17 protein-coding genes are annotated in these 24,745 nt (G+C 61.3%); 7 read left to right on the forward strand and 10 right to left on the reverse strand.

The genetic code is table 11. The features are described from left to right. Window positions 1-1,463: alpha-L-fucosidase (locus tag R3F07_06790; GenBank protein MEZ5276066.1), on the forward strand; the 1,463-nt coding region annotated here is incomplete at its 5' end. Between the two features lie 61 nt (window positions 1,464-1,524). Here the strand turns inward: R3F07_06790 and R3F07_06795 are convergent. The 3 genes from R3F07_06795 to R3F07_06805 form a co-directional block, all read right to left on the reverse strand. Beyond that, window positions 1,525-2,895 carry a metallophosphoesterase family protein gene (locus R3F07_06795; protein MEZ5276067.1) on the reverse strand — a complete coding sequence of 457 codons (1,371 nt, stop codon included), beginning with the start codon at window positions 2,893-2,895 and terminating at the stop codon, window positions 1,525-1,527. 78 nt (window positions 2,896-2,973) lie between these two features. Then, the gene (locus R3F07_06800; protein MEZ5276068.1) at window positions 2,974-4,389 is read right to left on the reverse strand and encodes a hypothetical protein; all 1,416 of its coding nucleotides are present in this window, start codon (window positions 4,387-4,389) and stop codon (window positions 2,974-2,976) included. 122 nt (window positions 4,390-4,511) lie between these two features. Next, the gene (locus R3F07_06805; GenBank protein MEZ5276069.1) at window positions 4,512-7,205 is read right to left on the reverse strand and encodes a hypothetical protein; all 2,694 of its coding nucleotides are present in this window, start codon (window positions 7,203-7,205) and stop codon (window positions 4,512-4,514) included. Between the two features lie 570 nt (window positions 7,206-7,775). Here R3F07_06805 and R3F07_06810 point away from each other — a divergent pair. Next, a complete protein-coding gene (locus R3F07_06810; GenBank protein ID MEZ5276070.1) occupies window positions 7,776-8,972 on the forward strand; it encodes a hypothetical protein in 1,197 nt (398 codons plus the stop codon). Between the two features lie 31 nt (window positions 8,973-9,003). Here R3F07_06810 and R3F07_06815 read toward each other — a convergent pair whose 3' ends face one another. The 5 genes from R3F07_06815 to R3F07_06835 all read right to left on the reverse strand — a co-directional run bounded on the left by R3F07_06815 (window position 9,004) and on the right by R3F07_06835 (window position 15,665). Then, the gene (locus R3F07_06815; protein ID MEZ5276071.1) at window positions 9,004-10,350 is read right to left on the reverse strand and encodes an ATP-binding protein; all 1,347 of its coding nucleotides are present in this window, start codon (window positions 10,348-10,350) and stop codon (window positions 9,004-9,006) included. A 45-nt stretch (window positions 10,351-10,395) separates the two neighbouring features. Next, complete coding sequence (locus tag R3F07_06820) at window positions 10,396-11,073, reverse strand: response regulator transcription factor (GenBank protein ID MEZ5276072.1); 678 nt, start codon at window positions 11,071-11,073, stop codon at window positions 10,396-10,398. A gap of 88 nt (window positions 11,074-11,161) precedes the next feature. After that, window positions 11,162-12,664, reverse strand: a complete 1,503-nt coding sequence (locus R3F07_06825) for a sulfatase (GenBank protein ID MEZ5276073.1) — start codon at window positions 12,662-12,664, stop codon at window positions 11,162-11,164. A gap of 65 nt (window positions 12,665-12,729) precedes the next feature. After that, window positions 12,730-14,679, reverse strand: a complete 1,950-nt coding sequence (locus R3F07_06830; GenBank protein ID MEZ5276074.1) for a DUF4038 domain-containing protein — start codon at window positions 14,677-14,679, stop codon at window positions 12,730-12,732. Next, a complete protein-coding gene (locus R3F07_06835; GenBank protein MEZ5276075.1) occupies window positions 14,676-15,665 on the reverse strand; it encodes an NAD-dependent epimerase/dehydratase family protein in 990 nt (329 codons plus the stop codon). The genes R3F07_06830 and R3F07_06835 overlap by 4 nt, the downstream gene beginning before the upstream one ends. 123 nt (window positions 15,666-15,788) lie before the next feature. Here R3F07_06835 and R3F07_06840 point away from each other — a divergent pair, with 123 nt between their 5' ends. Continuing rightward, entirely contained in the window at window positions 15,789-17,156 is a 1,368-nt protein-coding gene (locus R3F07_06840; protein ID MEZ5276076.1) for a hypothetical protein, read from the forward strand. Between the two features lie 649 nt (window positions 17,157-17,805). Beyond that, on the forward strand, window positions 17,806-18,189 hold the full coding sequence (locus R3F07_06845; GenBank protein MEZ5276077.1) for a TonB family protein: 384 nt from the start codon (window positions 17,806-17,808) through the stop codon (window positions 18,187-18,189). Window positions 18,190-18,286: 97 nt separating this feature from the next. Here R3F07_06845 and R3F07_06850 read toward each other — a convergent pair whose 3' ends face one another. Continuing rightward, window positions 18,287-20,815, reverse strand: a complete 2,529-nt coding sequence (locus R3F07_06850; GenBank protein MEZ5276078.1) for a M14 family zinc carboxypeptidase — start codon at window positions 20,813-20,815, stop codon at window positions 18,287-18,289. A gap of 210 nt (window positions 20,816-21,025) precedes the next feature. Between R3F07_06850 and R3F07_06855 the strand changes: the two genes are divergently transcribed. Further along, window positions 21,026-21,592 (forward strand): heme-binding protein, encoded by a 567-nt coding sequence (locus R3F07_06855; protein ID MEZ5276079.1) that lies wholly within the window; start codon window positions 21,026-21,028, stop codon window positions 21,590-21,592. Then, window positions 21,589-21,999: a DUF4174 domain-containing protein gene (locus tag R3F07_06860; protein ID MEZ5276080.1), complete on the forward strand. Its 411-nt coding sequence runs from the start codon at window positions 21,589-21,591 to the stop codon at window positions 21,997-21,999. The genes R3F07_06855 and R3F07_06860 overlap by 4 nt, the downstream gene beginning before the upstream one ends. Before the next feature lie 12 nt (window positions 22,000-22,011). Here the strand turns inward: R3F07_06860 and R3F07_06865 are convergent, their stop codons facing one another. Continuing rightward, entirely contained in the window at window positions 22,012-22,818 is an 807-nt protein-coding gene (locus R3F07_06865) for a dienelactone hydrolase family protein (protein ID MEZ5276081.1), read from the reverse strand. Between the two features lie 220 nt (window positions 22,819-23,038). Between R3F07_06865 and R3F07_06870 the strand changes: the two genes are divergently transcribed. Next, on the forward strand, window positions 23,039-24,667 hold the full coding sequence (locus R3F07_06870; GenBank protein MEZ5276082.1) for an arylsulfatase: 1,629 nt from the start codon (window positions 23,039-23,041) through the stop codon (window positions 24,665-24,667). The last annotated feature ends 78 nt before the right edge of the window (window positions 24,668-24,745 follow it).

Here is a 24,745-nt window from a genome sequence, read left to right on the forward strand (position 1 = left end):
ATCTCGTGATCACATCCAAGCATCACGATGGATTCGCCATGTATGGTTCCAGGGCTTCGTCCTACAATATCGTGGATGCCACCCCCTTTGGCCGCGATCCGCTCAAGGAACTGGCGGCGGAGTGCCGGAAAGCCGGAATCAGGATGTGCTTCTACTATTCCCAGGACCAGGACTGGCATCACCCGGGAGGAAGCGGAAACACCTGGGATTATCCGGACCGGACCCCGGAGGATTTTGCCCGCTATCTGAAAACGAAGGTCAAGCCCCAGCTGAAGGAGTTGCTGACCCATTACGGCCCGATCGGGCTCATCTGGTTCGACACTCCGTGGTGGATCACCAAGGCCCAGAGTCTCGACCTGAAACGCTTCGTTCACCGTCTTCAGCCCGATTGCCTGGTCAGTGGACGGGTCGGTCACGATGTCGGCGACTACGGGAGTTTCGGCGACAATCAGATTCCGGTTGGCCGCATCGAGGGCGCCTGGGAAACTCCGGCCACGCTCAATGACACCTGGGGCTTCAAGAAGGACGACCGGGAATGGAAATCCGTCGAGGAATTGCTCTACCTGCTGATCGACCTGGCCAGCAAGGGTGTCAATTACCTGCTCAATGTCGGCCCGACCGCAGAGGGCATCATCCCGGCCCCAAGCGTCGAACGACTCGAGTCGATCGGCGCATGGATGAAACGCAATGGCGAAGCCATCTACAAGACGGAAGCCGGCCCCTTCCCCTACGAAATCGAGAACTGCCGTTTCACCCGCAAAGGGCGCCGTCTCTACGTCATGTTGATGAAATGGCCGCGCAATCGGCGATTCTCCCTCGTCGGCCTGAAGACCGCGGTGCGCAAGGCCTGGCTTCTCGCGGATCCGGATACGACGCTCTCCTTCGAAGAAACCATCGACTCGGGAACCGGCATCCACCGTCTCGACGTCAAGCTCCCCGCCCGCAAGCCGGATCCTTATGTTTCGGTTCTGGTCCTGGAATTGCGGGGAACGCCCGAGATTGACCCGGGGATTCTGCAACAACCCTCCGGGAAGATCGAACTGAATGCTTTCATGGGGACGCTGCATCCCTCGCGGAGCGGCCGCCAGATCCAGCTCAATCCGATCGGGGCCACCGCCAATTGGTTCACCCGGTCCAACTCCATCAGCTGGAGCTTTACGGTGACGCACCCGGGCACCTACCGGATCGAGGTTGGAATCATCCGGGGCCGACGGCAGCCCAAGTGGATCGGCGGACACAAGATGACCTTGGCCATCAATGGAACGAAAACCACGCGACGCATCAAGGCTCAGGCGTGGCGGGATACCCCGCGCGCCCAGTATTTCCCCGAGGCCATCACCCGATTCGGAACCGTCACCTTCGAGAAGCCGGGTACGTATGCGGCCAGGCTGACCGCCGACGAGATTTCACCCAGAAATCCCGAAGGGATCCTGCTGACCTCGATCGAACTTGTGCCGCACTAGACGGAAGGAAGATTCTTCAGTTTGACCTGGCCAAGGAGGCAGCGGGAAACGGCCCGTTGCCCTATCTCGACTCTGTGTTCTCGCGGGTTCGGGTCGGCACGTCCGGGATCTGCTGCTCGATCCGCTTCTCGCCAGTAGCGAGGTTCTTGGAGATGAGGGCGCGGTCGTAGAGCTCTCCGGTCGCGGTGTAGGCCTCGTAGATCAACTTCGGTCCGTCGATGGAGATCACCTGGAAAAACTGCGTGTTCTCGGCCTGTCGGGTATGCACGTAGCCGTCCCCGGCAAAGACCTCGAATTTCCCTTCGTCGATCTCATACATCTTCGAACCGCTGACAGAGGTCACGTAAAGCGTGCTGAACGAATCCTTCTCATACCCTGCGGCGCCCAACACCGGAACCTGGCCCCTTGCATAGGTGTGGTCGTGCCCCTGGAGGACAAGATCAACCCCGAAACGATCAAAGAGCGGTTTCCACGCGGCCCGCAGGCTCGTATAGTTGCGATCGCCTCCCGGGCTGAAGAGCGGATGATGAAACGAGACGATGCGCCAGAGCGGACCCGCCTCCTGCAGTTTCTTCTCAATATAGGGTATCTGCGCCTCCACTTCCCGGTTCGAGTTCAAGACGATGAATCGGACCCCTTGGTAGTCCACGGTGTAGACCGTTTCGTGAAGCGATTCGGGCAGTTCGGATTCAACCGGCAACGTGAACTGCGGGCGCCATTGGAGTGAGAGGATCTTCGGTTCACTTCCATCGCCAGTGCCGAGACGCCCAAACTCATGGTTGCCAACGACCGGAATACCGGTTCGCTGGCCATGAAGAAATCCCCCGGCCGTGAACCACTCTGCCCATTCTTCATCCGCGTGGGCACTGTTGATCAGGTCGCCGGCATGCAGGGCAATGACCGCATTCGGTGCCACCTGTTGCGACATCCGGATCACTCGGCTCCAGTGACTCAGGATATCTGTCTGGGCATCGCCGAAATACACGAATTGGAACGGATCCGAACCCACCGATGCGGTCCTGAACTGGATCCACTCCGACCAATACCCTCCGACCTCACCGACCCGATAGGCATAGAGCGTGTCAGGCTCGAGTCCCTCGAATACGGCCGAATGCTGATGAACCACCCCTTGATGGTTCAGGTTCCATCGGGTCAGAATTACCGGCTCCGTCGTCGCTTCGACGGTGACCGCATACCGATCAAACCCGGGCTCGGCCAGCGCCCGTGCGATCTGGGCCTGAGCCTCCGTGATGCTGGCATCGGTCCGCCAGGTCACTGCCCGCGAAGTGGCCGGATCCCCCAGGAAACTCAGGAAGATCCGATCCGGGTCCGGACTGGCGACTTCCCAATGATGCAGCCGCGAAACCGGTGCGTGAGCAAAGGCAGTTGCGCCTGCAATCAGGAACAGACAGAGCGCGATGGGCAGCTTCATGATCCAATGGACCTTCCGCGATTCCCAGGCGGAAGGAAAGCGGAAAGCGCGGAGAGCCGCGGCTCCCGTCACTGCCGATCACTGAAAGAGACCGACATCAACATCGTTGAGGACACCGTCCTTGTACTCGCTGCGGACAAACGACTTGGCAGCAAAGTTCAGGCTGTATTCATCACGCTTTGATGCATCAAAAGTCACCACAATTGTCGCGGTGGTCGAAGAGACCTTTTCGTAGACGAAGGTGAACCCGCTGGTGTCGGTCTTGACCAGATCCACCTCCTGCCCGTTGGTCTCAGTCAGGAAATCCAGACGCGCCAGGGTTCCCCCGTCATCGAGGGTCAGACTGAGGCCCATGATCGTATCGGGAGCCGGGTCACCCGTCGTCGAACCGGAGCCCGGGATCGCCGGGACATCATCCGATTCCTCATCATCGTCAGACCCGACGGATGGTGGCGTCGGGACGGTCCCGGAAAAGTAGATCACGCCATCCCGCACGATCTCAACCGAAAGTCCGATGATCTCGAAGTCCAGAAGGCGTTCCTCTGCGTTGTCCGGACCGGTCTCGTATTCAGCCTCAGCCTCGGTTTCGCTTCCGCTCCCGGACATTGTCAACACCCCGCGGGAAATTCCGTCGACCACGATCTGGTAGTCGCCTGCGGGAAGGCCGCGCCCATCGACTTCAAACTTGGTCTCACCAAACGCCATCTGCTGGACCTTCACCCTGACCCGGCTTCCGGACGGTGCCGCCGCCTGAGCGGTCAGGGCCATTTCCACTTCGTGTTCGTCGTCCTCCGGATGGTGATCCAGGTCGTCTTCGTCGTGCAGACCGTCGTTGTCGTCGTCGTCGTCGTCGCGGTCATCCAAGCTGTCGCCGTCGTCATTGTGTTCGTCTGGATCATCGTCCTTGAGGCCGTCGCCGTCGGTGTCGTCCTCGTCATCGGACGAATTCAGCCGGTCATCGCCGTCGATATCGTCGTCATCGTCATCGCTGATGCCGTCGCCGTCAATGTCGTCTTCATTCGCGTCATCGTTGTCGTCGAATCCGTCCCCGTCGATATCGTCTTCGGAGAGATCGTCGTCCTTGCGGCCATCGCCATCGATATCGAGTTCGGTCGGACTATCGTCCCGGCGGCCGTCGCCGTCGATATCCTCTTCGGCTACATCGTCGTCCTTCAGGGAATCACCATCGATATCAAGCTCGCCCAGGGAATCGTCCCGAAGTTCATCACCGTCGATATCCATCTCGGCCGGATTATCGTTGTCCAGGTGATCCCCGATGTAGCGGCCCGCAAACGGTCCGGTCAGGGCGATGCCTCCATCCACGTTGGGATCGATCGAGTTCGGGATCCCATCGTTGTCGATATCCGGATCAACGATATTCGGAATGCCGTCACCGTCGAGATCCGGTGCCCGCCGGTCCTCGGAGCGAGCCGGGACTGTCAGTATCAGAACCAGCGAAGCGCAGAGCGGGAGATACCTAACAGGCGATTTCATTGCAGGGTGGGTTGGAGTGATTCAAATCAGGCTATGAGAGTAGAAAACGTCATCCCGGACCGGATCACAAATATTCTACCGTAACGGATTGTAAGGTTTTTTATAATCGGAATGGATCTCGGTCAATAAGACGCTCGCACCCGCATGAATCTGGGAGCGCCCGGGGCACTGGGAATAATATCCCGAATGATCGTCATCCAGACGCCTGAAGACGCGGGGGTCTCGTCAACCCGCCCTGGTCCGGAAAAAGCCCCCCCCGCAATACTCGTTGCCACCGTGTTCCAGGGTCCCGCCGGAGAGGGCGCCGATTCGACCGCCACGGTGATATCGCTGCGAGCCGGATCCCGCGTCAGCGACAAGCTCATCCATGTTCCGTCACTCTCCCTGCGCGTTTCAGGAACGAGCAAATTCGAATCAGGCACGGTCGGCGATCTCTGAAGAGCGTACTCCAGCAGATTGGACAGTCCGTCGTGATCCGGATCTCCCAGATCCGGCGCCGCACTGTCGCCCAGCATTGAGAGTTTCCATGAAGCAAAGGTCAGAGCAGTTCCGATCCGGAAGACAACTCCGCCCCCCAACGCTCCCCCTGCCGGCGTCACTCCATAAATCAAACCATCCGGACCTTCGCAAAGGCCGCCGACCCACTCGATCTGGGCTTCCGGAACCGACCGCGTCACCCCCGGATACGGACCCGAAATCCCTGAGAAACTGACAAGCGATCGCAGCGCGCCACCGGGTGAAAGGGCGAATGCGGTGCCCGCTCCCCCTGGACCTTCCACCGTCATGCCATAAAGCCGGCCGGATGCCCCAAGCGCCAACGGTCCGATCGGGTTGGTTCCCGGCACTTCGCCAGAGAGACCGGTGAAGGCCGCCCGAACCGTCCAGGTTCCATTCTCCGAAGCCAGCTCAAAGACTGTTCCCGCGTCCGCCGGACCTCCGAGGCTCGTCGTTCCATAGATCAGCCCGTTCCCTGCCACCGTCAGTCCTCCTCGGGGCCGGCGGGGTCCCGTGGTGTCGAATTCCGCCACCACCGAATAACTGCCGTCCGTCGCGATCTTGAACAGAACTCCCTGGTCCGCAATTCCGCCGGCTTCCGTCACACCGTAGAGGCTTCCGTCAGGGCCCGCGGCGAGCGGAGCTTTGGGCCGGCTTCCCGGTCGGGCGCCGGAGGTGCCGGTGAAGGTAAAAAGACGCTCCACGACACCGTCCAACGCGACCCGAAACACCGCCCCGTGTCCCCCAAATCCAAGCGACTCGGCGACACCATAGAAAAAGCCCGACTGGTCGGCGGTCAATGGTCCCCGAAGTTCCTCGCCGGAAGACGAGTTGAAGCTGGCCAGAGCCTGCGGCGGATCCGATGGACCGATCAGGACAACCGTACCACGATCGACGGCGCCTCCACGCTGGGTGACCCCGAGCCAACCCGCGGCAAGAGCTGCAAGCGAACCATTGGGCCAACCGCCGCTCCCGGCCGAAAGGCTCTGGAGGGCATGCACCGATCCATCCGAAGCGATCGAGGCGATCAACCCCACTCCATTCGCTCCGCCCTGCGCCATCGGGAAAACGACACTGCCATCGCCGGCCCGAACCGGTCCGCCGGAGGGCGCCCATCCCTCCGCGGGGGAAAGGTCCCCGACTGCCTGATACGCGTCATTGGCATCGATCCGGAATATCATGCCCCGTTGCCCGGGACCGCCCGCACTGGCGGCACCAAGGAAGTCGGCAGTGCCGGCTTCGACCAGACCGCATTGCGGGGATGCCCCTGGGAACGGGCCATCCAGGCCGGAGAATGAAAAGAGGAGCTGGTAGGTCCCGTTCTGGGCCAGCTTGAATATCCCGCCCAGGCCGTCCGCTCCGCCCACGGAAACGGCTCCGTAGAGAGTTCCCGCTCCCCCGGATGCCAGGGTGCCCACGGGCTGGGAACCCGTCACATCCGAGAATTGATGGAGCACGCTGAAGCTGCCCGGGCTGGCCGGATCCACTCGAAAAGCAACCCCGACTCCGTTGTTGCCGCCGTACTCGGTGGTGCCCGAAAGCAACCCGTCGGGTTGCAGCAGCAGCCCGCCCGCCGGCCGGCTTCCGTCGCTTCCTGCAAATTCCCGAAGAAGGGTGTAGGCGCCACCCGTCGAGATCCTGAAGAGAGTTCCCGAGCCTCCGGCACCACCTGTCCGGGTTGCGCCGAAGAGGTCGCCGTTGCGGACAGTCAGCGGCCCCTGGGGATCCGTTCCCGGTCTGGCTCCAGCATTGCCGGTAAACGCGACCAAGGTGGTCAGGGTTCCGGAGGGAGACAGCCTGAAGACAGTGCCGGATCCCCCCGCCCCCCCGGCCGCCGTTGTTCCATAAAGGAATCCGTTCGGATGGAGAACCAGCCCTCCGGGGACCGATCCCGGCGCCGAGCCGCCGACTCCGGTAAAGTCGACCAGCATGGAAAATGCTCCTGCCGGCGAAATCCGGAATACCGTGCCATAGCCACCAGCGCCACCCTCGGAGGTCGTTCCAAAGAGTGAACCATCGGCGGCCTCGACCAGGCCGGCCACCGGTGCCGCTCCATCAGCCAGGGAGAAAGAGTGGAGCGTGGTTCGGCTGCCGTCTGCCGAAATCTGAAAAACCGTGCCCCTGTCCCAGGTTCCACCCGAGACCGTTGTCCCGTAGAACAGGCCGTTGCCGTGGTGAACAAGCGGACCGAGCGGTTGCCCGCCCGGCCTTTCATACTCGGCCAGCAGTTCATAGACCGAAGTCTCCTGCCCTTGCGCAAATGACGCCACAAGAACGGAAACAAGCATTCCGGCCAGACCGGTCAGTCGGTTGTTTCCCAAGCAAGTTCCTGTCGGCAAGACACACACGTGAGTATCATTCCCTGGCACAGATCCGGTCAGCGACCCAATCATGGTAACCGATCTGTTACCAAATTCGCGTTGATGCGGTCTGTATGCCCACATTCAAATCGCCCAGAATTGACTCGAATCCATATTGCCGCAATTTCATTTCGGGAACTCTGAAGCCGATCATAGGGCTGAGCACTGCCATCTCGCTCCGCATTGAGTGGCCTTTCCCTTCAAGCTGACCCATTCCTGACAGTGAAGATACCTCGTAACGGGACGCCAGTGGCAAACGCCATCCTCGTGCTCACAGGTTTCATCCTCGGCGCTGTAGGAACCTGGACAGCCGAGAGGAGCGGTCTGTTCAAGACACACGGAGAGTCGCGCTCCGCAGAATCGGGGTCTGTGGATCCGGAGGCACGACCGGCAGGTCAGGAGTTCAAATCCGGTTTCTCAGGAGAGAGAGGTGTCAGGTCGGGCGATTCGACTACGGGGCCCTCCCCCGCCGGGAGCCCCGTCACTCTGGCCATGGCGATGCGGATCCGCGATCCCTCAACCCGCTCCGAAATGCTTCGCAGGGCCGGAGCCGAGGCCGCCGCGAACGATATCGCCGGTTCCCTGCGGGACGGCCTCAGCATCTCCCGAACCCAGGATCGTCTCGATTACTACCGTGGCGTGGTGGGCGAATGGTCCGAAACCGATCCCGAGGCCGCGGCAAACCATGTGCACCATGATTTTGATCCGGGGCTGATCCAGACCGAACTGATCAGTCTCGCTGTCCACAAATGGGGCGCAGACAATCCAAGGGACGCGTGGGTCTGGACCGAAGAACACCTGTCGGGGCCGATTCGTGAGCAGTCGCAGGCCGATCTGATGATCGGTTGGACACGTCGGAACCCCTCCCTCGCCGCCGCCTGGTTGACGGATTCCGGTCTCCAATCCCGCCTTCTCCTGACTACGGTGGCAACCACCTGGGCCGAACAGGATGCCGAATCCGCGGCGCAATGGGCCGATTCCCTGCCGTCCGAGTCGGCCAGCCGGGCATCAACTCTCGCCGTCGCCGCCGAATGGGCCCGTCAGGACCCGCCGACCGCTGCTGATTATTTTTCCCCGGACATTTCCGCGACCGAAGGGGTGGACCTCGCCACGGTGATCGCGGATATCTGGGGTACTTCGGATCCGGCTGCGACCGCCGCCTGGATCGATGAACTGGCACCGGGGAAAGTCCGCGATCAGGCCGCCAGCACTCTGGCAAGTATCTGGGCGACCCGGGACATTGAGGCGGCGGTCGCCTGGTCCAACACCATCGACGATCCGACCACCCGCTCTCAGGTGATCTCCCACCTGGGGACCACTTGGGGTGCCATGGATCCCGACAAAGCGATTGGCTGGCTGAGTACCCTGCCCATGGACGAAGCCAGGGTCGGATTGGTCGGGGCTTTCAACTCCTGGGCCGCAACCGATCCGCGCGAGATGCGCGAGTGGGTCCAGACGACAGATGCGTCGACGATCGCGGATCTGGGACGCCGGAGCCTCGCCGATGTCGTCAGCCAGGATGATATCCTGACCTCTCTCGACCTTGCCATGGGAATCGGTTCGATCGACGAACGATCGGATGCCGTATCCCGGTTTTTCCGGCTCTGGCGCAAGGTCGACGATGTCTCGGCGCAGGAATGGTATCGGGCGATCGAACCGGCATTGACTGCGGAACTCCGGACTCGACTTCAGCAGGATCTGGCGGACCGCATTGTCCCGAGACCCTGACGTCCTGCCTGCTTCCCAGGGCTGAGTGCCCTCAGACCGGGATGGTCAGCTGAAACTCGGTCCATTCTCCATCCGATCGTACGAGCTTGAGATCCCCCTGATGGGCTCTGAAGAGGGTGCGCGCGATATTCAGCCCGAGTCCGTGACCCTCCGTTTCCTCCCCGACACTCGTGCCGCGGTGAAAGCGTTCAAAGATCCGTTCGTGATCCTGATCCGGGATCCCCTTGCCGGTGTTCGCCAGATTCAGACGCAGAAAGCCATCCTTTATGGATGCCTTCAGACGGATTCGGCCGCCATCCGGAGTGTATTTCGCGGCATTCTCCGTGATGATCTGCAGTGCCATGCGAAACCGACCCTGATCCACGGTGACGCTCAGGTCTTCAGGCAGGCGCGTTTCCACTTCAATGCCGCGATCCCGGGTCAGGGTTTCGACATCATCCATGGCCGCCTCAATCATCGGATTGAGCACCACCTGTTTCCGTTCGAGAACCAGGCGCCCGGCATCGGCCTGCGCCAGCAGGAGCAGTTCGTTGATCAGCAGGGTCAGCCTCCGGGTCTGTCGAAGCAACAGATCCACCTCGGACCGCAGGTCATCGGGCAGATCAGGGTTGGCCCGCAGGGCTCCCAGTCCCAGTCGCAGAACCGCCAGTGGTGTTTTCAATTGATGCGAGGCATCCGCCGAGAATCGCGTCGCCACTTCGTACGATTCCTTCAACCGGCCGAACGCATCATTCAAAACCTCAGTCAATCGGGCGATCTCATCGCGGGTGGGCGGCATGGGCAGGGTCTCGCTCAGCCGATTCACGCTGATCCGCTCCGCGGCGGCGGTCAGGGCGGAGACCGGTCGAATGGCATACTTCGCCAACCAGAAACCCAACCCGAAGACGACCAGGGCGGTCAAGGGCGCCGCCACCGCCATGGCGCGAACCAGCTCCGCCTGGAGCGCCTGGAGTGGAGCGACCGACGCACCGACCTCGAGGTGAAAGGGTTCATTCCGAAATACGCCGATCCGGAATGGTTCGGCCCCGACCAGAATGGTGGCAAAGCCGGAAGGCACTTGTTCCAGGTCTTCATCATCCAGGCCGGGCGATGCATAGAGCAACTGGCCCTCCGGCCCTTTCAGCACGATCAACCGGTCATGCATGGCCACTGGAATAAATCGGGCACTCAGGGGCCGCCGGGGATTGATCGGCGCACCGCGGAAATTCTCGAGATCGCGAAACAACTCCTCGGCTTCCCCGGCGAGCTGCCGGTCAAGCTGACGAAGCTGATTGAAGTAAACCGCCGGCAGCGTGACCGCCGCGGCAACCGCCAGAGCGACCAGGACCAATCCCGCGGCGTAGACCCCAAACTTGATCTTAAGCGACCAATGCCTCATGCGGTCAGAAAGGGCTCCACCGGCGCTCCGTCACGGCACCGGGCTTCACAGGGATTCATTCAGGGTATAACCCACTCCGCGGATGGTCGAAATCACCGAAGGATCTCCATCCCGATCGAGTTTCTTGCGCAGGCGCATGATGAAAATCTCGACTGTCCGCGTATCGTATTCGTGCTCACGCTCCCAGATCCTCTCGCTGATCTCATCCCGCGAGAAGGTGCGCCCCGGCTCCTTCATGAAGATCTGCAGGATTTCAAACTCCCGTGGCGACAGATCGATCCGCTGACCGGCCCGGGTGACCCGCCGGCGTCCAATATCCATGATCAAATCTCCGGACTTCAGGATCTGTGACATCTCGCTCGCCCCGGTCCGTCGCCCAAGGGCTTCAATCCGCGCCAGCAGCTCCTCAATCGCGAACGGCTTGGTCAGGTAATCGTCCGCCCCCGCTTTGAGCCCCGCCACCCGGTCTCCAACCTCCCCCCGGGCGGTCAGCATGAGGACCCGTGAGGGAATGGAAGACTGGCGGATCCGCTTCAACACCTCGAATCCGTCAAAGCCCGGCAGATTCACATCCAGCAGGACCAGGTCGTGAAGACCCTCCAGGGCGGCGGCCACCGCACCCGGACCATCGCGGGCGATTTCCACCTCATGGTTCGCCTGCTTCAGGGCTCGCTCCACTTGCCTGGCAAGGTCTGCCTGATCCTCAACCAACAATAATCTCATGATTCCATCGGGGATTCGACTTGAGCCATGAAAGCGAACGGTGCAGGGGCGCGCAAGCCCCCGCCTGACCTCTGAAGTAACGGATTGGTCAGAATGACTTCAGACCCAGCCGGACATACTGCTCGGACGGCGCATCGCATGACCTCATCCAGTCCACCAGCGCTTTTTCCAGGCGTTCTTCAGCCGCCGGATTCTCGACCGGTTGCCGCTGGCCCGGATCGAACTCCAGATCGTAGAGCCGGGTCGAGAAATCCCGCTCAACCCTCTCCTTGCCGGGAAGATCGGTGCCTCCGTCGATCTTCAAGGTCCGGCAGCCCTTGGTGAAGCTGAAGGGCTCGGCCAATCCGATCCGCCCCTGAAGTTCCTCGACCGGAAAGGTGTGACGCATATGGGTCGGCATCAGGGTGTATTCATAGAGCGGATGCCGGTCGCTGCGGTCCGTGCCCCGCATATAGACATAACGCCCGTCGGTGATGTTCACATGGGATCCAAACATGCCGAAAATGGCCGTTTCCCGGACGGGGGCGTCTTCGGCCACCGTATCCTTGAGCGACTTGCCCACCATGTCGATCGTCGGCTCGAGTCCGAAGAAGTCGAGCAGGGTCGGCCCGAGATCGATCGACGGCTGCACAAGCGACCGGCGCCGTTCGCCGCGCTTGCCGGAACGGGGATCCCAGATGAAGAAGGGGGTATGGGCGACCTCCTCATAGAAGGGCATCCAGCACTTGGCCCAGCAATCATGCTCACCGAGGAGAAACCCGTGATCGGTCCAGACGATGAGCTGGGTGTCCTCCCAGAGGGACTGTTCATCCATCACGTCGAGGACATCCCCCATTTTGGCGTCACACATGCTGATGAGGGCCGCGTTCTCATGTCGGATATGCTCCACCAACTCGGCCCCTTCCGTAACCGGAGCATACGGAGGCCAATCGAAGTGGGGGCCCTGGTAACGGTCATAGTGAGCCGCATAGAGGTCCTTGAACTTTCGGTTGGAAAAGAACGGTTCGTGCGGATCAAAGGTTTCGATCTGGAGAAACCAGTTGTCCTCGTCGCGATTGCGACGAATGAAGTCGATCCCCGCCTTGAAGGTCTTCGATTGAGGCTGGTCCTCTTCGTTCGGCATGACTTTCCGGTTCTTCCAGTCCTGCTGATGCCAGAAGTCGGTGCGGGCATTCTGGCCAATCGACTCCGGCACCTCCGGGGGTGCTACCTGGCCGACCCAGGGATCGCCCTCCTGGCCACGAAAGAACTCCCAGGTTGAATAGCGGGTGTGGTAGTTGCCGGCCCCCTCTTCAAAATAATGATAGTGATCGGTCACCAGGTGGGTGTGCACGCCGTTCGCCTTGAGAATCTCCGGCACCGAGTCATCAAACGGTTCGATCGGCCCCCAGCTGCGATGGAGGAAATTGGGACGTCCCGTATGCAGATCCCGCCGGGCGGGCATGCACGGCATGGAACAGACATAACTGCGGTCAAACGTAACCGTGCGCTCGGCCAGTCGCCTGAAGTTGGGGGCATGAACCCAGTCGCACCCGTAGGGCGGCAGCATGTGACGGTTCAGCGAGTCGAACATCACCATGATCGTCTTCATCAGTCATCCACCTCATGGTTCGATGCCCCGAAAGGCAAGTTCAACGGACCTCGCTGCCGTTCGAATCAACCGCGCTGCAGCAAGAGCAGCCAATCCCGGGTATCCGGTGCCTGATAGGTCAGCCTGTCGCCCCCCTCGGGCGTCGCCGACTGCCTCTCACCGTTACGGGGATCAATCCATTCCGCCCGGCCGACCCGCTCCGGGTGAGGCAACTGCAGGCTGACGGCCCCCCCTGTCGGCGCATAGACGATCACAATCGACCCATCGGGCACGGCGGCCGCCTTGAGGAACGCTTCAGGTTCTTCAAGTCCCGGTTGGTCGGCGATGAGGTGATCCGCCGGCAGGAGTTCTGTCCAGGGAAGGCTCATGAGTATCTCCTTCATCAGGCTCATCTGCCGGATGCCCTCACTGTCCAGCCAGTTGGTCCAGGGGCCGCCCTTCCACCCATCACCGTGGCCCTCCGCCGATTCATCGTCACCACGGAGCCAGGCCCAGATGCTGTTGGTACCGTAGGTGAGACCCGCCATGGGTGCCCCCAGCAGGGACCAGTAGGCCGCCCGTCGCACCTTGAAGGGCGTGTGCGGCTGCTTGGTCTGGTAGGAAAGCGCACCCTCGTAATTGGGCTCCAGGTTGATGAAAGGCTTGTGGATCTCCGCCCACCGGTAGGCATACGGCCCCTGGGTCAGGGCACGGAGGTCGCCTTCCGAGGACCCATGGCCGCTCTGAATCCCCACGAAGGAGTACCACGGTTCGTCACAATAGAGATCTCCGACCCAGGTGAACCCGCAGGGATGGGTGGTCACCAGGGCCTCGGGGTGATCCGCAAAAATCCCGCGGCCCACCCGCCTCCACAGATCGGCGAACTGCCGTCCCCGATAATCACCGTCTCCGCCCAGTATCCACAACGGCCGGAACTTGTGCCAACGTTCCACCATCCGTCTTCCGATCTGGATCATGGCCGCCTCGTCGAAATGGGGATTCATCAGATCCTTCTGCATCCAATCCTCAGGTTGATGGTAAGGCTTGGGATTGTTGGTCCAGAACATGACCGGAGCCGGCACCATCCCCCGGTCAACGATGGCCTGGATATAGGTATCCATCCATCCCAGGGCCTCCTCGTTCGCCACCACCTGCCCGTCCACCAGGTCAAAGATCCGGCCATGAAGCGGTTGATCGGCCCCTCGCCAGCGATTCAGGACAAACTGGATGACCGTGAAGCCCTGTCCGGCCCGGGCATCCAGGTAGCGGACCCACTCCTCCTCCGTCGCCTTGAGCGCGCCGTTCCAGGCCGTGTCTCCCAGCCAGAAGAAAGGTCTCCCTTCTTGATCCACGAAATGACGACCACTCCCACTGATGGATAACTTCATCACCTTCGATCCACGAAAAACCCGCTCCAACCTGTCAAGGCGAATACCCCGGAAGTCCGCCGACATCTCCCGTTTCGGGTGGAGCTGGATCCCGATGCGGCCGGTTTTTCCCGCCGTCGGTGAATCGTAGGCCATGACGTGCACGCCGTTGAGCCAAACATCGTAGACCGAGCCCTTCGCCCGGATTTCAAGATGATTCCAGCCGTCGGTTTTGAGCAATTCGGCCACTCCCTCCGCCTCCACCGGGTAACCCTTGCCCACGATATACGGTGAGCCCGTCATGTCGCGCTTCAGTGATCCGGACTCACCGATCTGGATCTGCTCGCGAGGATCCCGAAGGAAGATCCCGGTATCCACTCTTCCCTCACCAAAACGGAATTCACATTCGAAAACAAAATCCGCATACTCCGATTCGGTCCAGAGGATGGAGCCGGTCTGGGCCGGATCACTCCGCAGATGAAGCAAGCCGTCGGCAACCGTCCAGCAGGAAGCCATCGCTTCCGGCTCGACCACCCAGCCGGCCAGATCCCGTCCGTTGAAGATCGGCACCCCGCCGGAACCGTCGGATTCGGCGGGACACCCGCCCGCCAGAAGCATCGACAGACCAACGATACCCGTCAGGCCCACGACGGATGACGCTCTCGTCATGATCCGAGCCCCATTGCGCCGCGCTGTGTGGCGATCAGCCTGTCCTCCCAATCCGCCGCGTCCGAATCGGGCACCCGCTGCTCCCTCTCCATGGCCAGAAGGATATCGGCCATGAGGTCTTCAAGCGAAATCCCCGGCCGGAACTCCGGCACATCCCGCATCAGGCGCTCCGGACTGTAGATGGTATTGTGGGAAAAGATCTCGTCGCAGATCCCGACGCCGGGAACCCCGGCGGCCTTCAGTCCCGCGAGAGGCACGCCGACCATCTCAACCTCCCGGCCGATCACCTTCATGGCGGTTCGGTGATACTCCTCCCAGGTCCCGAACTCCCGCTTCATCATATGATAGGTCTGCCCGACACAGTGGTCCCGGCCGAGAACATGGACAAAGGCCGGCGCGGCATCATCGACATGCAGCCATTGATGCATGGCCCGTCCGTCTCCGCAGATCACGATTGGTTTACCCTTGCGGACGCGATCCACCCAGGATCCCTCCCAGGCGACCTGCCTCAGGAGAAACCAGCTCGGACCCATGGTGGTCGAGGGCTTGATGATGGTGACAGGGAAATCCTCGCCATGATGGGCAGCGAGGAAGACGCGGTCCGCGGCCACCTTGTTGCGGCCATAATCGGTGATGGGCCGCATCGGATGGTCCTCCGTGACCGGCAGCCAGTCGTAGTCCACGCCATAGGTGCAGACGGTCGAGCACTGCACAAAATGCTCCACCCCCTGGAACGCCCGCACGCTGCTCCGGGCATCCTCGGCGTCGAAACAAACCATGTCGATGGCCGCTTCGAACTTCTCTTTCTGCATGGCCGCCTCGAATGCCGGGCGGTGCTTGCGGTCACCCTCAATGAGACGGACTCCGTCGGGCAGGGATTTTGCCCGTCCCCGGTTGAAGACCGTTACATCGTGCCCCACCTCGAGAAGAAGCCGGACGATGGCAGTGCTGATGTTTCCAGTTCCGCCGACCACGCACACATTCATGACCCAGCAATGACGCGGAATCCCCGCGAGGGCAAGGGAATGAAGCCCCGAAAGCCGCCATCGAACGCGTCATCCGGCTCCCGCGTTGAGTCCCATGAGAACCTTCCCGAGAATGCCCTTGTCATGAGCGATCCCCTGTTCCCGATCCGTGAATGCTATTGCCCCGCCCATTTCGGGAATTCCTACGAAGCCATGTGGCCACTGGAGCGGGAGGAATACCTCCGGGAGATGAAGTGGTGGGGCTTCAACCGGTTCTCGGACTGGATGACGACGACCGATGTCTGCGATCCGACCGACAATCAGTTCCAGACTCTCGCCGTGGCCAGTGCCGATCGAAAAGTCGCCGCGTTCCGGGCAGCCCAGAACCTGGGAATGGCGACCAACCTGATCGTCACCCCAAACCACGTCTACCTCGATCAACAGCACCCGTCCTACGCGGCCAAGCTGAAGGAAGGCGTATTCGGTCAGCTCGTCTGTCCCAGCCATCCCAGGGGCCGGGCCATCATTCATCGCAACATCGAGAAATGGTTCCGCGAACTCGCGCAGTCCGGCATCCGTCTCTCCAGCTTCACCGGCTTCGCCTACGACTTCGGCGGCTGTGCCTGCCGAAAATGCGATCCCTGGATCCTGACCTTCGCCGAATTGATGCACGAGGCCCACCGGATCGCCCTGACCTGGCATCCCGGGATCGAGCCGTGGGTCTGCTCCTGGTGGTGGACGGAGGATGAACATCGGCTTTTCAACGACTGGTGCCGGCGGAAAGCACCCGGCTGGCTCAAAGGAATGTCGCTCCACATCCTTTACGGGGAAGCCGGCTTCAAGAAAGTTGCCGTTCCGCGCGGCTGCCGAAAGGTCGCCTTCACCCACATCGGCTATGGCGATACCGCGGCCTGCAGCGACATCTACACGAAATGGGGCGCCGTCATTTCGCCCAACCGGATTCCCGCCACCATCCGGCGGATCCGTGATCAGGGCGCCTCCGGCTTCCAAGCCTACAGCGAAGGCGTCTTCGATGACATCAACAAGGCCATTCTGGCCGGGATCAGCAGTGGTCGGGCAAAGACTGCCCGTTCGATCCTGAAGCTCTACGCCCGCCGGTATCTGGGTGCGGAAGCGGATGCCTGGGCCGACTGGCTCATGCTCTGGGGAGATCGGCGCAACGTGGACCTCAAGAAGGCCAGCAGCATTTTCGAGACCCTCCGATCCACGGCCAGGCCCGGTTGGCGGCTCGAGCAACTTCGCAGCAAACTCGCCCTGGAAACAATCGACCGGAAAATCGGAAATCCCGACCCGGGCAAATGGACGAGATCCAAGCGTCGACTCGCCGACCGGTTCTGGGCCGAACAGGAACACCTGTCGCGCGATGTCTACCGCCTGGGCCCGGTCCGCCACGTCTTTGCCCGGAAGTTCCACCCGCCCGTCTGGTACGACTCGTGGATGAAGACGACTTCGACCCGAAGCGACCGGACAGCTCTTCCAACCGAAGCCTGAAGGCGCCGCATAGGTGATCGCTCCGAGCGGTCTGAAACGCATCCGATGCCCGGAGGGAATCGGGTAGCCCCCAATCCCGTCTTGTCCGGAGGGGTCACCCTTCCCCACCAAATGTGTCCCGAATTCGGGACGCGGTGTGTTCCAAATCCCGAACAACCACGGCATCATTCAATCTGCATTATGGGGTCAAAAGATTTTTTGTGTTTTTAAAACCCTGAATAACAGTTCTTTGCGAAATTCGAAAAGCACCTGGCACGGAAATGGCATTAGGAAAGGCAGAACAAGAGAGAGAAATCTCAGAAACCAAACCAAACAAAATACAAATCACGACCATGACCATCATCGCCACCACCCTCATCCTCGCCGCCCTCATCAACAGTGCGATCAGCGACCTCCGCCACGAAGACATCAGCCAGGGACTCACCTCACAGAGCTGAAGACCATCACAAGGACTCACCAGACCAGACACCAACGATCCACCCACCACAATGATCACCGCATTCTTTCTCGTCATCCTGGCCGGACTTTCCGCCAGTGCCGTTCAGGACTTCAACCAATCACGCGCCTCGCGCCGCAACCGTGGGTCCGGTCTCTGAACCGGACTTCACGTTCCTTCAGACCCAAACCATCAACCCCTGACCATAAAACCATGATCCATCGCAGCAAAGCCATCGCGCTCAGTCTCACCCTCGTCGGCCTCATCGCCGCGCCCGTTCAAGCCTATCAGAATCCCTCCGCGGATTCTTCCGACGCCGTCAATGTGACCAAACCGGTCCCGACCAGAGTTGTCCAGCCGGGGGTCGCCCCCGAACAGGTCGGCCAGGCAGTCACCCTACGCTTCACGGTCGACGAAAACGGAAAGCCCCACAACATCCAGGCCGCCCAACCCCGAACCAACGATCCCGTTCTTGTGGCCCGGATGATCCGCGCCGTTCGATCCTGGGAGTTTGAACCCGCCCGAGGGGCAGATGGTCAACCCATCGAGATGACCGTCGAAATGCCGATCGTCGTCAACAAATTGTCCCATAGCTGAATAAGTATCAGAGTCGCAGCAGAGCCGGCCGGGTTCCCCGGTCGGCTCTGTCTCTTTCGCACCCCCGATCGAGCGAAAGCAGCAATCGGCGTCGGACTCAGGGCGTTTCCAGCAAGTCTCCAAAGAAGACGCTGTTGACCAACAATCGCTGGGTTCCCCACCAGAAACCGCGGAAAGCCGGGGCATCAAGCGAGAGCACGATTCTTCCTGCCTTCCGTTCCTCAACCATGATGACCGCCGAGCCGGCAAGCAGCCTGAGGTTGGCCTCCGAAATGTAGCCTGCCAACAATGGCTCGTCCGAATACTGCAGCGGTGTGGCATAGGGGTTGGCCGATGGTTCGAGGAAACGGGTTCCGATGCGAAAGATCGGGATGACATCGTCCGTAAACCCGTATCCAATTGGATGAGACGGATCGAGGGAGGCTGAGAATATGGCCCCACTGACCGCTTCCAGCGCGCGATCATCGCGGGCGGACGCAAAGGGTCGGCGCTGCGCACCATCGGAATTCCCGGCTCCGCCTTCACCCTGTTTCCGCCAGGTGCCTTCGGCGATTTCCGAGGTGATCGCCCACTCCACCGCCCGGCCCTGGGCCCAGAGAACGCCTCCGTTCTCGACAAACGACCGAACCCGGTCGGCCACTCCGGAGTCCAGAAACCGGAGCTGGTCGGCGCCCCCGACCAGGATGAGATGCGTGAAGCCGTCGAGATCCACCTTCGGCAATCGGGTCCACTCCACCATGGTTAGGGTCATGCCGATCCGCTGGTCAAAGAGGTGCCAGACTTCGCCGGCCTCATATTGACTGATTCCGGGACCGGTCAGCAGCAGAACCTTGGGCGGGCGCAGCACCTTGAATTCCCGGCTTCCAAGGTCGATCCCTTCCGAAGTGCCACTGCCCGTCACGCCGTATACCGGCAATCCACGAGCGGCCGCATGCGTCAGGATATCGCGGGCCTCGGCCGGGATGCCTTCTGCAAGCGCTCCGGATACAAAGAGCGTTCCGTATCCAAAGTCCTGACGATCGCCGCCTGCGACCGATGTGGAAAAGGGCCGGGTCGCCACTCTGACCACCGCTCCGGTTCCGAGAATCTCCGCAAGAAGGGCGGGCGAGCAACTGTCCCTCCAATCAATCAGATAGCCGGCGAGGCCGGCATCGGGAAGAGCGCGGGTCCCGGTGAAACCGGCGTCCGTCTCCAGCTCGGCCGTCCGGACCTTCGCCACCGGCTCGACCGTATGGCGCAGATTGAAGGCCAGGGGAAGCGTCCAGGCGGAGATGTCATAAAAGATCGCCTCCCCAAAGTTGGTCCGACGCTCCCAAAGACTCTCCAGGAAAGGGTATCTCTCCTGGCCCAGCGGCACCGCGATGCTCCGCCCGGCCGGGAAAAGCTGCCCGTCCACTTCCACGGATTCAGCCAGGCCATCCACCCGGATGCCATGTCCCCGCAGTATGCGCACAAACTCGGCCAGACGCGAAGGATCGCCGTCCGCCGTCGCCAGGTACCAGCCACCACGTTCCCTTCCCGCCTTGAGCCCGTTGGCAAATGACTGTCGCTGGTAGCTAAGCAACTCGGACCGCAATCCCACCGCCGCCCGAACCACGGCCAGGGACATCCGGAACTGATTCGAAATGGTCAGCGGGAACGTCAGCCGGCCATTGACGGAGTCCTGAACCGCGCCACGGGAACTGGCCTGCTCGCAGAGAAGCCCGACACAACCGAAGAGATCGGCGTAGGTCGAAGCCTTCCCCATATAGAAGTCGTCGAATCGCTCTTCGGAAAAATAGAGGGTTCCGTCCCGGTCAAACTCCCCTTGGAAGAAGCCGGCGATCTTTCGCGTGAGTTCCTGATTGAGATCCGGGACCAGGGGGTGGGTCCGAGAGGGCACACCCGGCTGGAAAAAGTAGGTCGTGTCGGTTCCCATTTCATGCAGATCGAGCTGGATGTTCGGCAGCCATCTCTGGAAGAGAGCGACCACCGCCTGGCTTTCCGGATGCTGGTGGGCCAGCCAATCCCGATTCAAATCAAACCAGTAGTAATTGGTCCGGCCGGTCACGAAGGCCTGCTGGTGCTCATCATCATTCGGGTCCGGGCTCGGAACCCTCCCGCTCAGACTGTTCGTTTGCATGGCGAACCGATCCAGCCCGTCCGGATTGAAGACGGGATTGAGCAGGACGACAACCGAGTCCAGACCGGAGACCACGGCGGGATCCTGCGCCCCCGCCAGGTACCAGGCAATGAGGGGCATGGCATTGGCACCGCTCGGCTCGTCACCGTGGACGCTCGCCCCGAGGTGCACCACCGCGGGAACTTCATTCAAGCTCATTCGACTGCCGGGATCGGCCAGTCCGGAACGTTCCGCAAGGATTTCATCCAATCGGGCGATGTTCCTTGCCGAAGAAACGGCATAGACCGTCAGCGGCCGCCCCCCATGGGTGCGGCCCTGTGCGCCGAGGGCCCGCACTCTCGGCGACACCTCCGCCAGCGCATCAAGATAGGCGCGGATCTCGTGGTGATACCAGTGCCGCTCGCCCACCCCGACCCCAACCACCTCGACGGGTGTCGGTAGGTCCTGCGAAAGCGGCGTCTCCGCTCCCAGAATATCCGACACCGTCAACCCCGTCGGAGTCATCAAATCCGAAGAGGCACCCGTTGCCCCAGCCAGAAACAAAACCGAGATGACCAGAAATAACTTCAATCCAAACCTGCGAAACATGACCGTGGATTCTTGCCGGGCCTTGGGCGCAAGGGAATCCAAATCCATCCCGGACGAGGCGACGGGCCACCCGCCCATGATCGGCCGCAGGTGCATCCGTCCGTCATTCGGGAGCGAATCACCAGCATGCGCCCGATTTTCGGACTCCTCCTGGCCACCTCAATCGTGGTATCTTCAACCATGGCTTATGAATCCGCCTTCCCGGCCACCGAGGCCGGCACTTCCGAAATCAAGACACTGCCCGCCGGCACCCTTCTGAAGAGCGCCTCCGGCGGTGACTACTTCGAGAACGGCAACTCGCTTTTCCGCCCTCTCTTCCGCTACATTTCCACTCACGGCATAGCGATGACCGTTCCCGTCGAGGCCACCGTGGACGATGCGGCCATGTATTTCTGGGTCGCCCAGGGTGAGATCAGCAAGGTGACCGGAGATGAAAACGGAGTCGAAGTGATCGACATCCCGGAACGACTGGTGGCGTCCCGAGGGGCCAGGGGAGGTTACTCGCGTGACAATTTCGAGCGGATCCGCGAAGAGCTTACCGCCTGGGTCGCGGCCAGAGAGGACGTCCGCATCACTGGAGACGCCTACGTTGTCTACTGGAACGGTCCCTTCACCCCCTGGTTCGTCAAACGCTTCGAGGTCCACCTGCCCATCGAACGCGTGGCGGCATCGAACGACGGACCGCACCGATGAATGCGCACCTCCCGCCTGTCACCCCGCGCCGCATCACCAGTGTCCGCCTTGTCAGTGTCCTCTTTCTCATCATGGCCTCCATGACCACAGACTCGTCCGCCCGGACCGACACCCGCTCCCACCTCTGGAAGAACCGGCTGCTCCTGATCGAGGCACCGTCGGTCACCGATCCGGAATTCCAACGGCAGTCCGCCTTTCTCATGACCGAATTCGCGGGATTGCTGGAACGGGACCTCATCGTGCAAACATCATTCAACGTCGACACGTTTTCCCTCAAGCTGATCGGTAAGGACGGCACGGAGAAGCTCGCAAGCCACACCCCGGTCGAAGTCGGCCGGATCTTTTCACTGATCGACTCCATGCCCATGCGGCAGGCGGAAATACGCCGGAGCGCAGTCCCGGAGTAACTGATCAGTTACTTATTCGTCTTCCGGGTCACCCCAGATTTCCTCAATGAGCTCGTCCATCATTTCGAATGCCCGGGCGGAACTGACCGGGTTGTATTCCGCCTGACCGGTCGCTGTCGCCAGGGGATCGGTGAAGCTGTGGACGGTGCCCGAGAATTGAACCAACTGCCAGTCCACCTGGGTCGCCCGCATGGCGGCCACCCAGCTCTGGACATCGGACTGGGGCACATAAGGGTCATCCGCACCGTGCAGCACCATCACTTTGGCCCGGGTCGCCCCGGCATCGGCTTCCAGGGTCGGTGAAGCCAGATCCGCATGAAATGTGACGATCGCGTCGAGCTCTGCTCCGCTGCGACCCAGTTCAAGTACGGTCCCGCCTCCGAAACAGAAGCCGATGGCCGCGATCCTCTCCGGATCGAGTCCGATCGAGCCTGCTTCGGACCGGAAAACCTCAAGCGCCTTGGCCGCCCTTGCCCGCATCAACCCGCGATCCGCGCGGACCATCCCGGCCGCCTTGCCGGCTTCCTCTCCGTTGGCCGGACGAACCCCCACGCCATACATGTCCACCATCATCACGACAAAATCGTCACCCGCGACCGACCGGGCCTTCTTCAACGATTCCTCCGTCGGCCCCATCCAGTTCGGCACCATGAGCACGCCGGGCCGGAGGTCATCGCCGCCGGCCCTGTAAACGACCGTGCTCTCAAAGGTCGTCCCATCGAGATCGTAGCGCATCACTTTCTTCATCCACTCGCCCGCCGAAACCGGGAATACAATCACCAGTGAAGAGGCCGCCAGAAACAGAGATTTCAAGTTCATGCAGGATGCATGCACCAGGAACCTGAGATTGGCAAATCCCGCGACAAAACAGACTCACCCGACCCCCAACCCCGGATCCGGAAACGCCGTTTGTAACATAATACGTTACAAACAGAGCCTCCATCCCGACTTTCGCCCACCTTCCACCCGCGGGAATCCACCGCCAACGCGGTTCGCATTGCAGGATGCGTCGGTTTCCATCCAGATTCCAGGACCCATCATGAACCCTTCCCGCCTGCCGCAATCGAGAACCCTTTTCATTCTCCTCGCCCTCATTAGCGCCAGAGTTGCCACCCCGTCGACTGTTCAGGCCGCACAATCCCGACTCGCCGGCACACCTCCGAATCTCCTTATCATCCTGGCCGACGACCTCGGTTATTCCGACCTCGGCTGCTACGGGGGAGAAATCCGGACCCCGACCCTCGATCGACTGGCGGCCGACGGCCTCCGCTACACCGATTTCTACTCGACCGGACGCTGCTGGCCGTCACGGGCCTCCATTCTGACCGGATACTACGCCCAGCAGGTCGACATGGACCCCCGCGGCGGACCCGACTGGCCGGAATGGACCCGCCTCCTCCCGCACTACCTCCGCGAGGCCGGTTACCGCAGCTATACCAGCGGCAAGTGGCACATCCGATACACGGCCATCCATCCCGCCAATGGATTCGACCGATCCTACCAACTCAGGGATCACAACCGCTACTTCAGCCCGAAGGACCACCTGCTCGACGACCACCCCCTTCCCCAGCCGACTCCGGATTCCGGCTACTACGCCACCACCGCCATCGCCGACCACGCCATCGAATTCCTTCAGGAACACCAATCGGAGCACGAAGAAAGCCCGTTCTTTCTCTACCTCGCCTTCACCTCGCCCCATTTCCCGCTCCATGCGCCGGAAGCCGACATCGACCGTTACCGCGAGCTCTACCGCGAGGGCTGGGACATTCTTCGCGAAAAGCGCCTGCAGCGGCTCAAAGAACTGGATATCTATAGCGGTGAATTGGCCGAGCGCCGGCCCGATATCGTCGCACCCTGGAGTCTGTCCGAGATCCGCCTGAAATCCTGGGTTGACCCGAACGAAACCGGCCGCGCCGTCGCCTGGGCGCAGCTGACCGCGGATGAAAAGGCATTCCAGCAGGTGAAAATGGCGGTGCACGCCGCCATGGTCGACCGGATGGATCGCGAAATTGCACGGGTCGTCGATCAACTGGCCGCGATGAAGGCACTCGATGACACTCTCATTCTCTTTCTCTCGGACAACGGAGCCACCGCCGAGCAGATGATCCGCGGCGACAGCCACCGCACGGGTGTGCCGTCCGGCTCGGCCGAATCCTACCTCACCCTGGGGCCGGGATGGTCGACCGCTGCCAACACCCCCTTCTCCCTGCACAAGCACTGGAATCACGAGGGAGGCATCTCGACCCCGCTGATCGTCCACTGGCCTGCCGGTATTGCTTCCGGGGGCGAACTGCGCCGCGTGCCCGGGCACATCGTCGACATCACCCCGACCCTGCTCGAGCTGGCCGGCGTTGCGCCTTCAAGCGAATGGAACGGGGTGACCGCACCGCCATTCCCCGGCCTCAGCCTGGTGCCATCGTTCGCACACGACCCGGACTGGGAGGCTCGCCCGCTCTTCTTCCATCATTTTGGGAATCGGGCCCTCCGGCTGGGCGACTGGAAGATCGTCATGCGCCGTTCAAACGACAATCGGTGGGAACTCTATCATCTGGCGGAAGACCGCGCCGAAAGGAAGGATCTTGCCGCTGAACATCCGGAGAAGCTCGCCCAGCTCATCGCCATCTGGGAAGCCCACGAGCGGCAGTTCCGGATCGACGCCAAGCGGTAAGGCGGGCGAAGGACAAAAGACGGAAATCTCCGCCGCGGATCAGACGTCCGAACGATTCATCCTCGGTTGGGATTGCCT

The organism is Opitutaceae bacterium (genome assembly GCA_041395105.1).
In the GTDB taxonomy this organism is placed as follows: domain Bacteria; phylum Verrucomicrobiota; class Verrucomicrobiia; order Opitutales; family Opitutaceae; genus B12-G4.

Excerpts from the sequence above, each read along its gene's own strand:
- R3F07_06840 (MEZ5276076.1), top strand. The coding sequence starts at position 15,789 with ATGAGCGATCCCCTGTTCCCGATCCGTGAATGCTATTGCCCCGCCCAT.
- R3F07_06800 (MEZ5276068.1), bottom strand. The coding sequence starts at position 4,389 with ATGAAATCGCCTGTTAGGTATCTCCCGCTCTGCGCTTCGCTGGTTCTG.
- R3F07_06820 (MEZ5276072.1), bottom strand. The coding sequence starts at position 11,073 with ATGAGATTATTGTTGGTTGAGGATCAGGCAGACCTTGCCAGGCAAGTG.
- R3F07_06860 (MEZ5276080.1), top strand. The coding sequence starts at position 21,589 with ATGAATGCGCACCTCCCGCCTGTCACCCCGCGCCGCATCACCAGTGTC.
- R3F07_06870 (MEZ5276082.1), top strand. The coding sequence starts at position 23,039 with ATGAACCCTTCCCGCCTGCCGCAATCGAGAACCCTTTTCATTCTCCTC.
- R3F07_06810 (MEZ5276070.1), top strand. The coding sequence starts at position 7,776 with ATGCTTCGCAGGGCCGGAGCCGAGGCCGCCGCGAACGATATCGCCGGT.
- R3F07_06865 (MEZ5276081.1), bottom strand. The coding sequence starts at position 22,818 with ATGAACTTGAAATCTCTGTTTCTGGCGGCCTCTTCACTGGTGATTGTA.
- R3F07_06845 (MEZ5276077.1), top strand. The coding sequence starts at position 17,806 with ATGATCCATCGCAGCAAAGCCATCGCGCTCAGTCTCACCCTCGTCGGC.
- R3F07_06835 (MEZ5276075.1), bottom strand. The coding sequence starts at position 15,665 with ATGAATGTGTGCGTGGTCGGCGGAACTGGAAACATCAGCACTGCCATC.
- R3F07_06830 (MEZ5276074.1), bottom strand. The coding sequence starts at position 14,679 with ATGACGAGAGCGTCATCCGTCGTGGGCCTGACGGGTATCGTTGGTCTG.
- R3F07_06795 (MEZ5276067.1), bottom strand. The coding sequence starts at position 2,895 with ATGAAGCTGCCCATCGCGCTCTGTCTGTTCCTGATTGCAGGCGCAACT.
- R3F07_06825 (MEZ5276073.1), bottom strand. The coding sequence starts at position 12,664 with ATGAAGACGATCATGGTGATGTTCGACTCGCTGAACCGTCACATGCTG.
- R3F07_06855 (MEZ5276079.1), top strand. The coding sequence starts at position 21,026 with ATGCGCCCGATTTTCGGACTCCTCCTGGCCACCTCAATCGTGGTATCT.
- R3F07_06815 (MEZ5276071.1), bottom strand. The coding sequence starts at position 10,350 with ATGAGGCATTGGTCGCTTAAGATCAAGTTTGGGGTCTACGCCGCGGGA.
- R3F07_06850 (MEZ5276078.1), bottom strand. The coding sequence starts at position 20,815 with ATGACTCCGACGGGGTTGACGGTGTCGGATATTCTGGGAGCGGAGACG.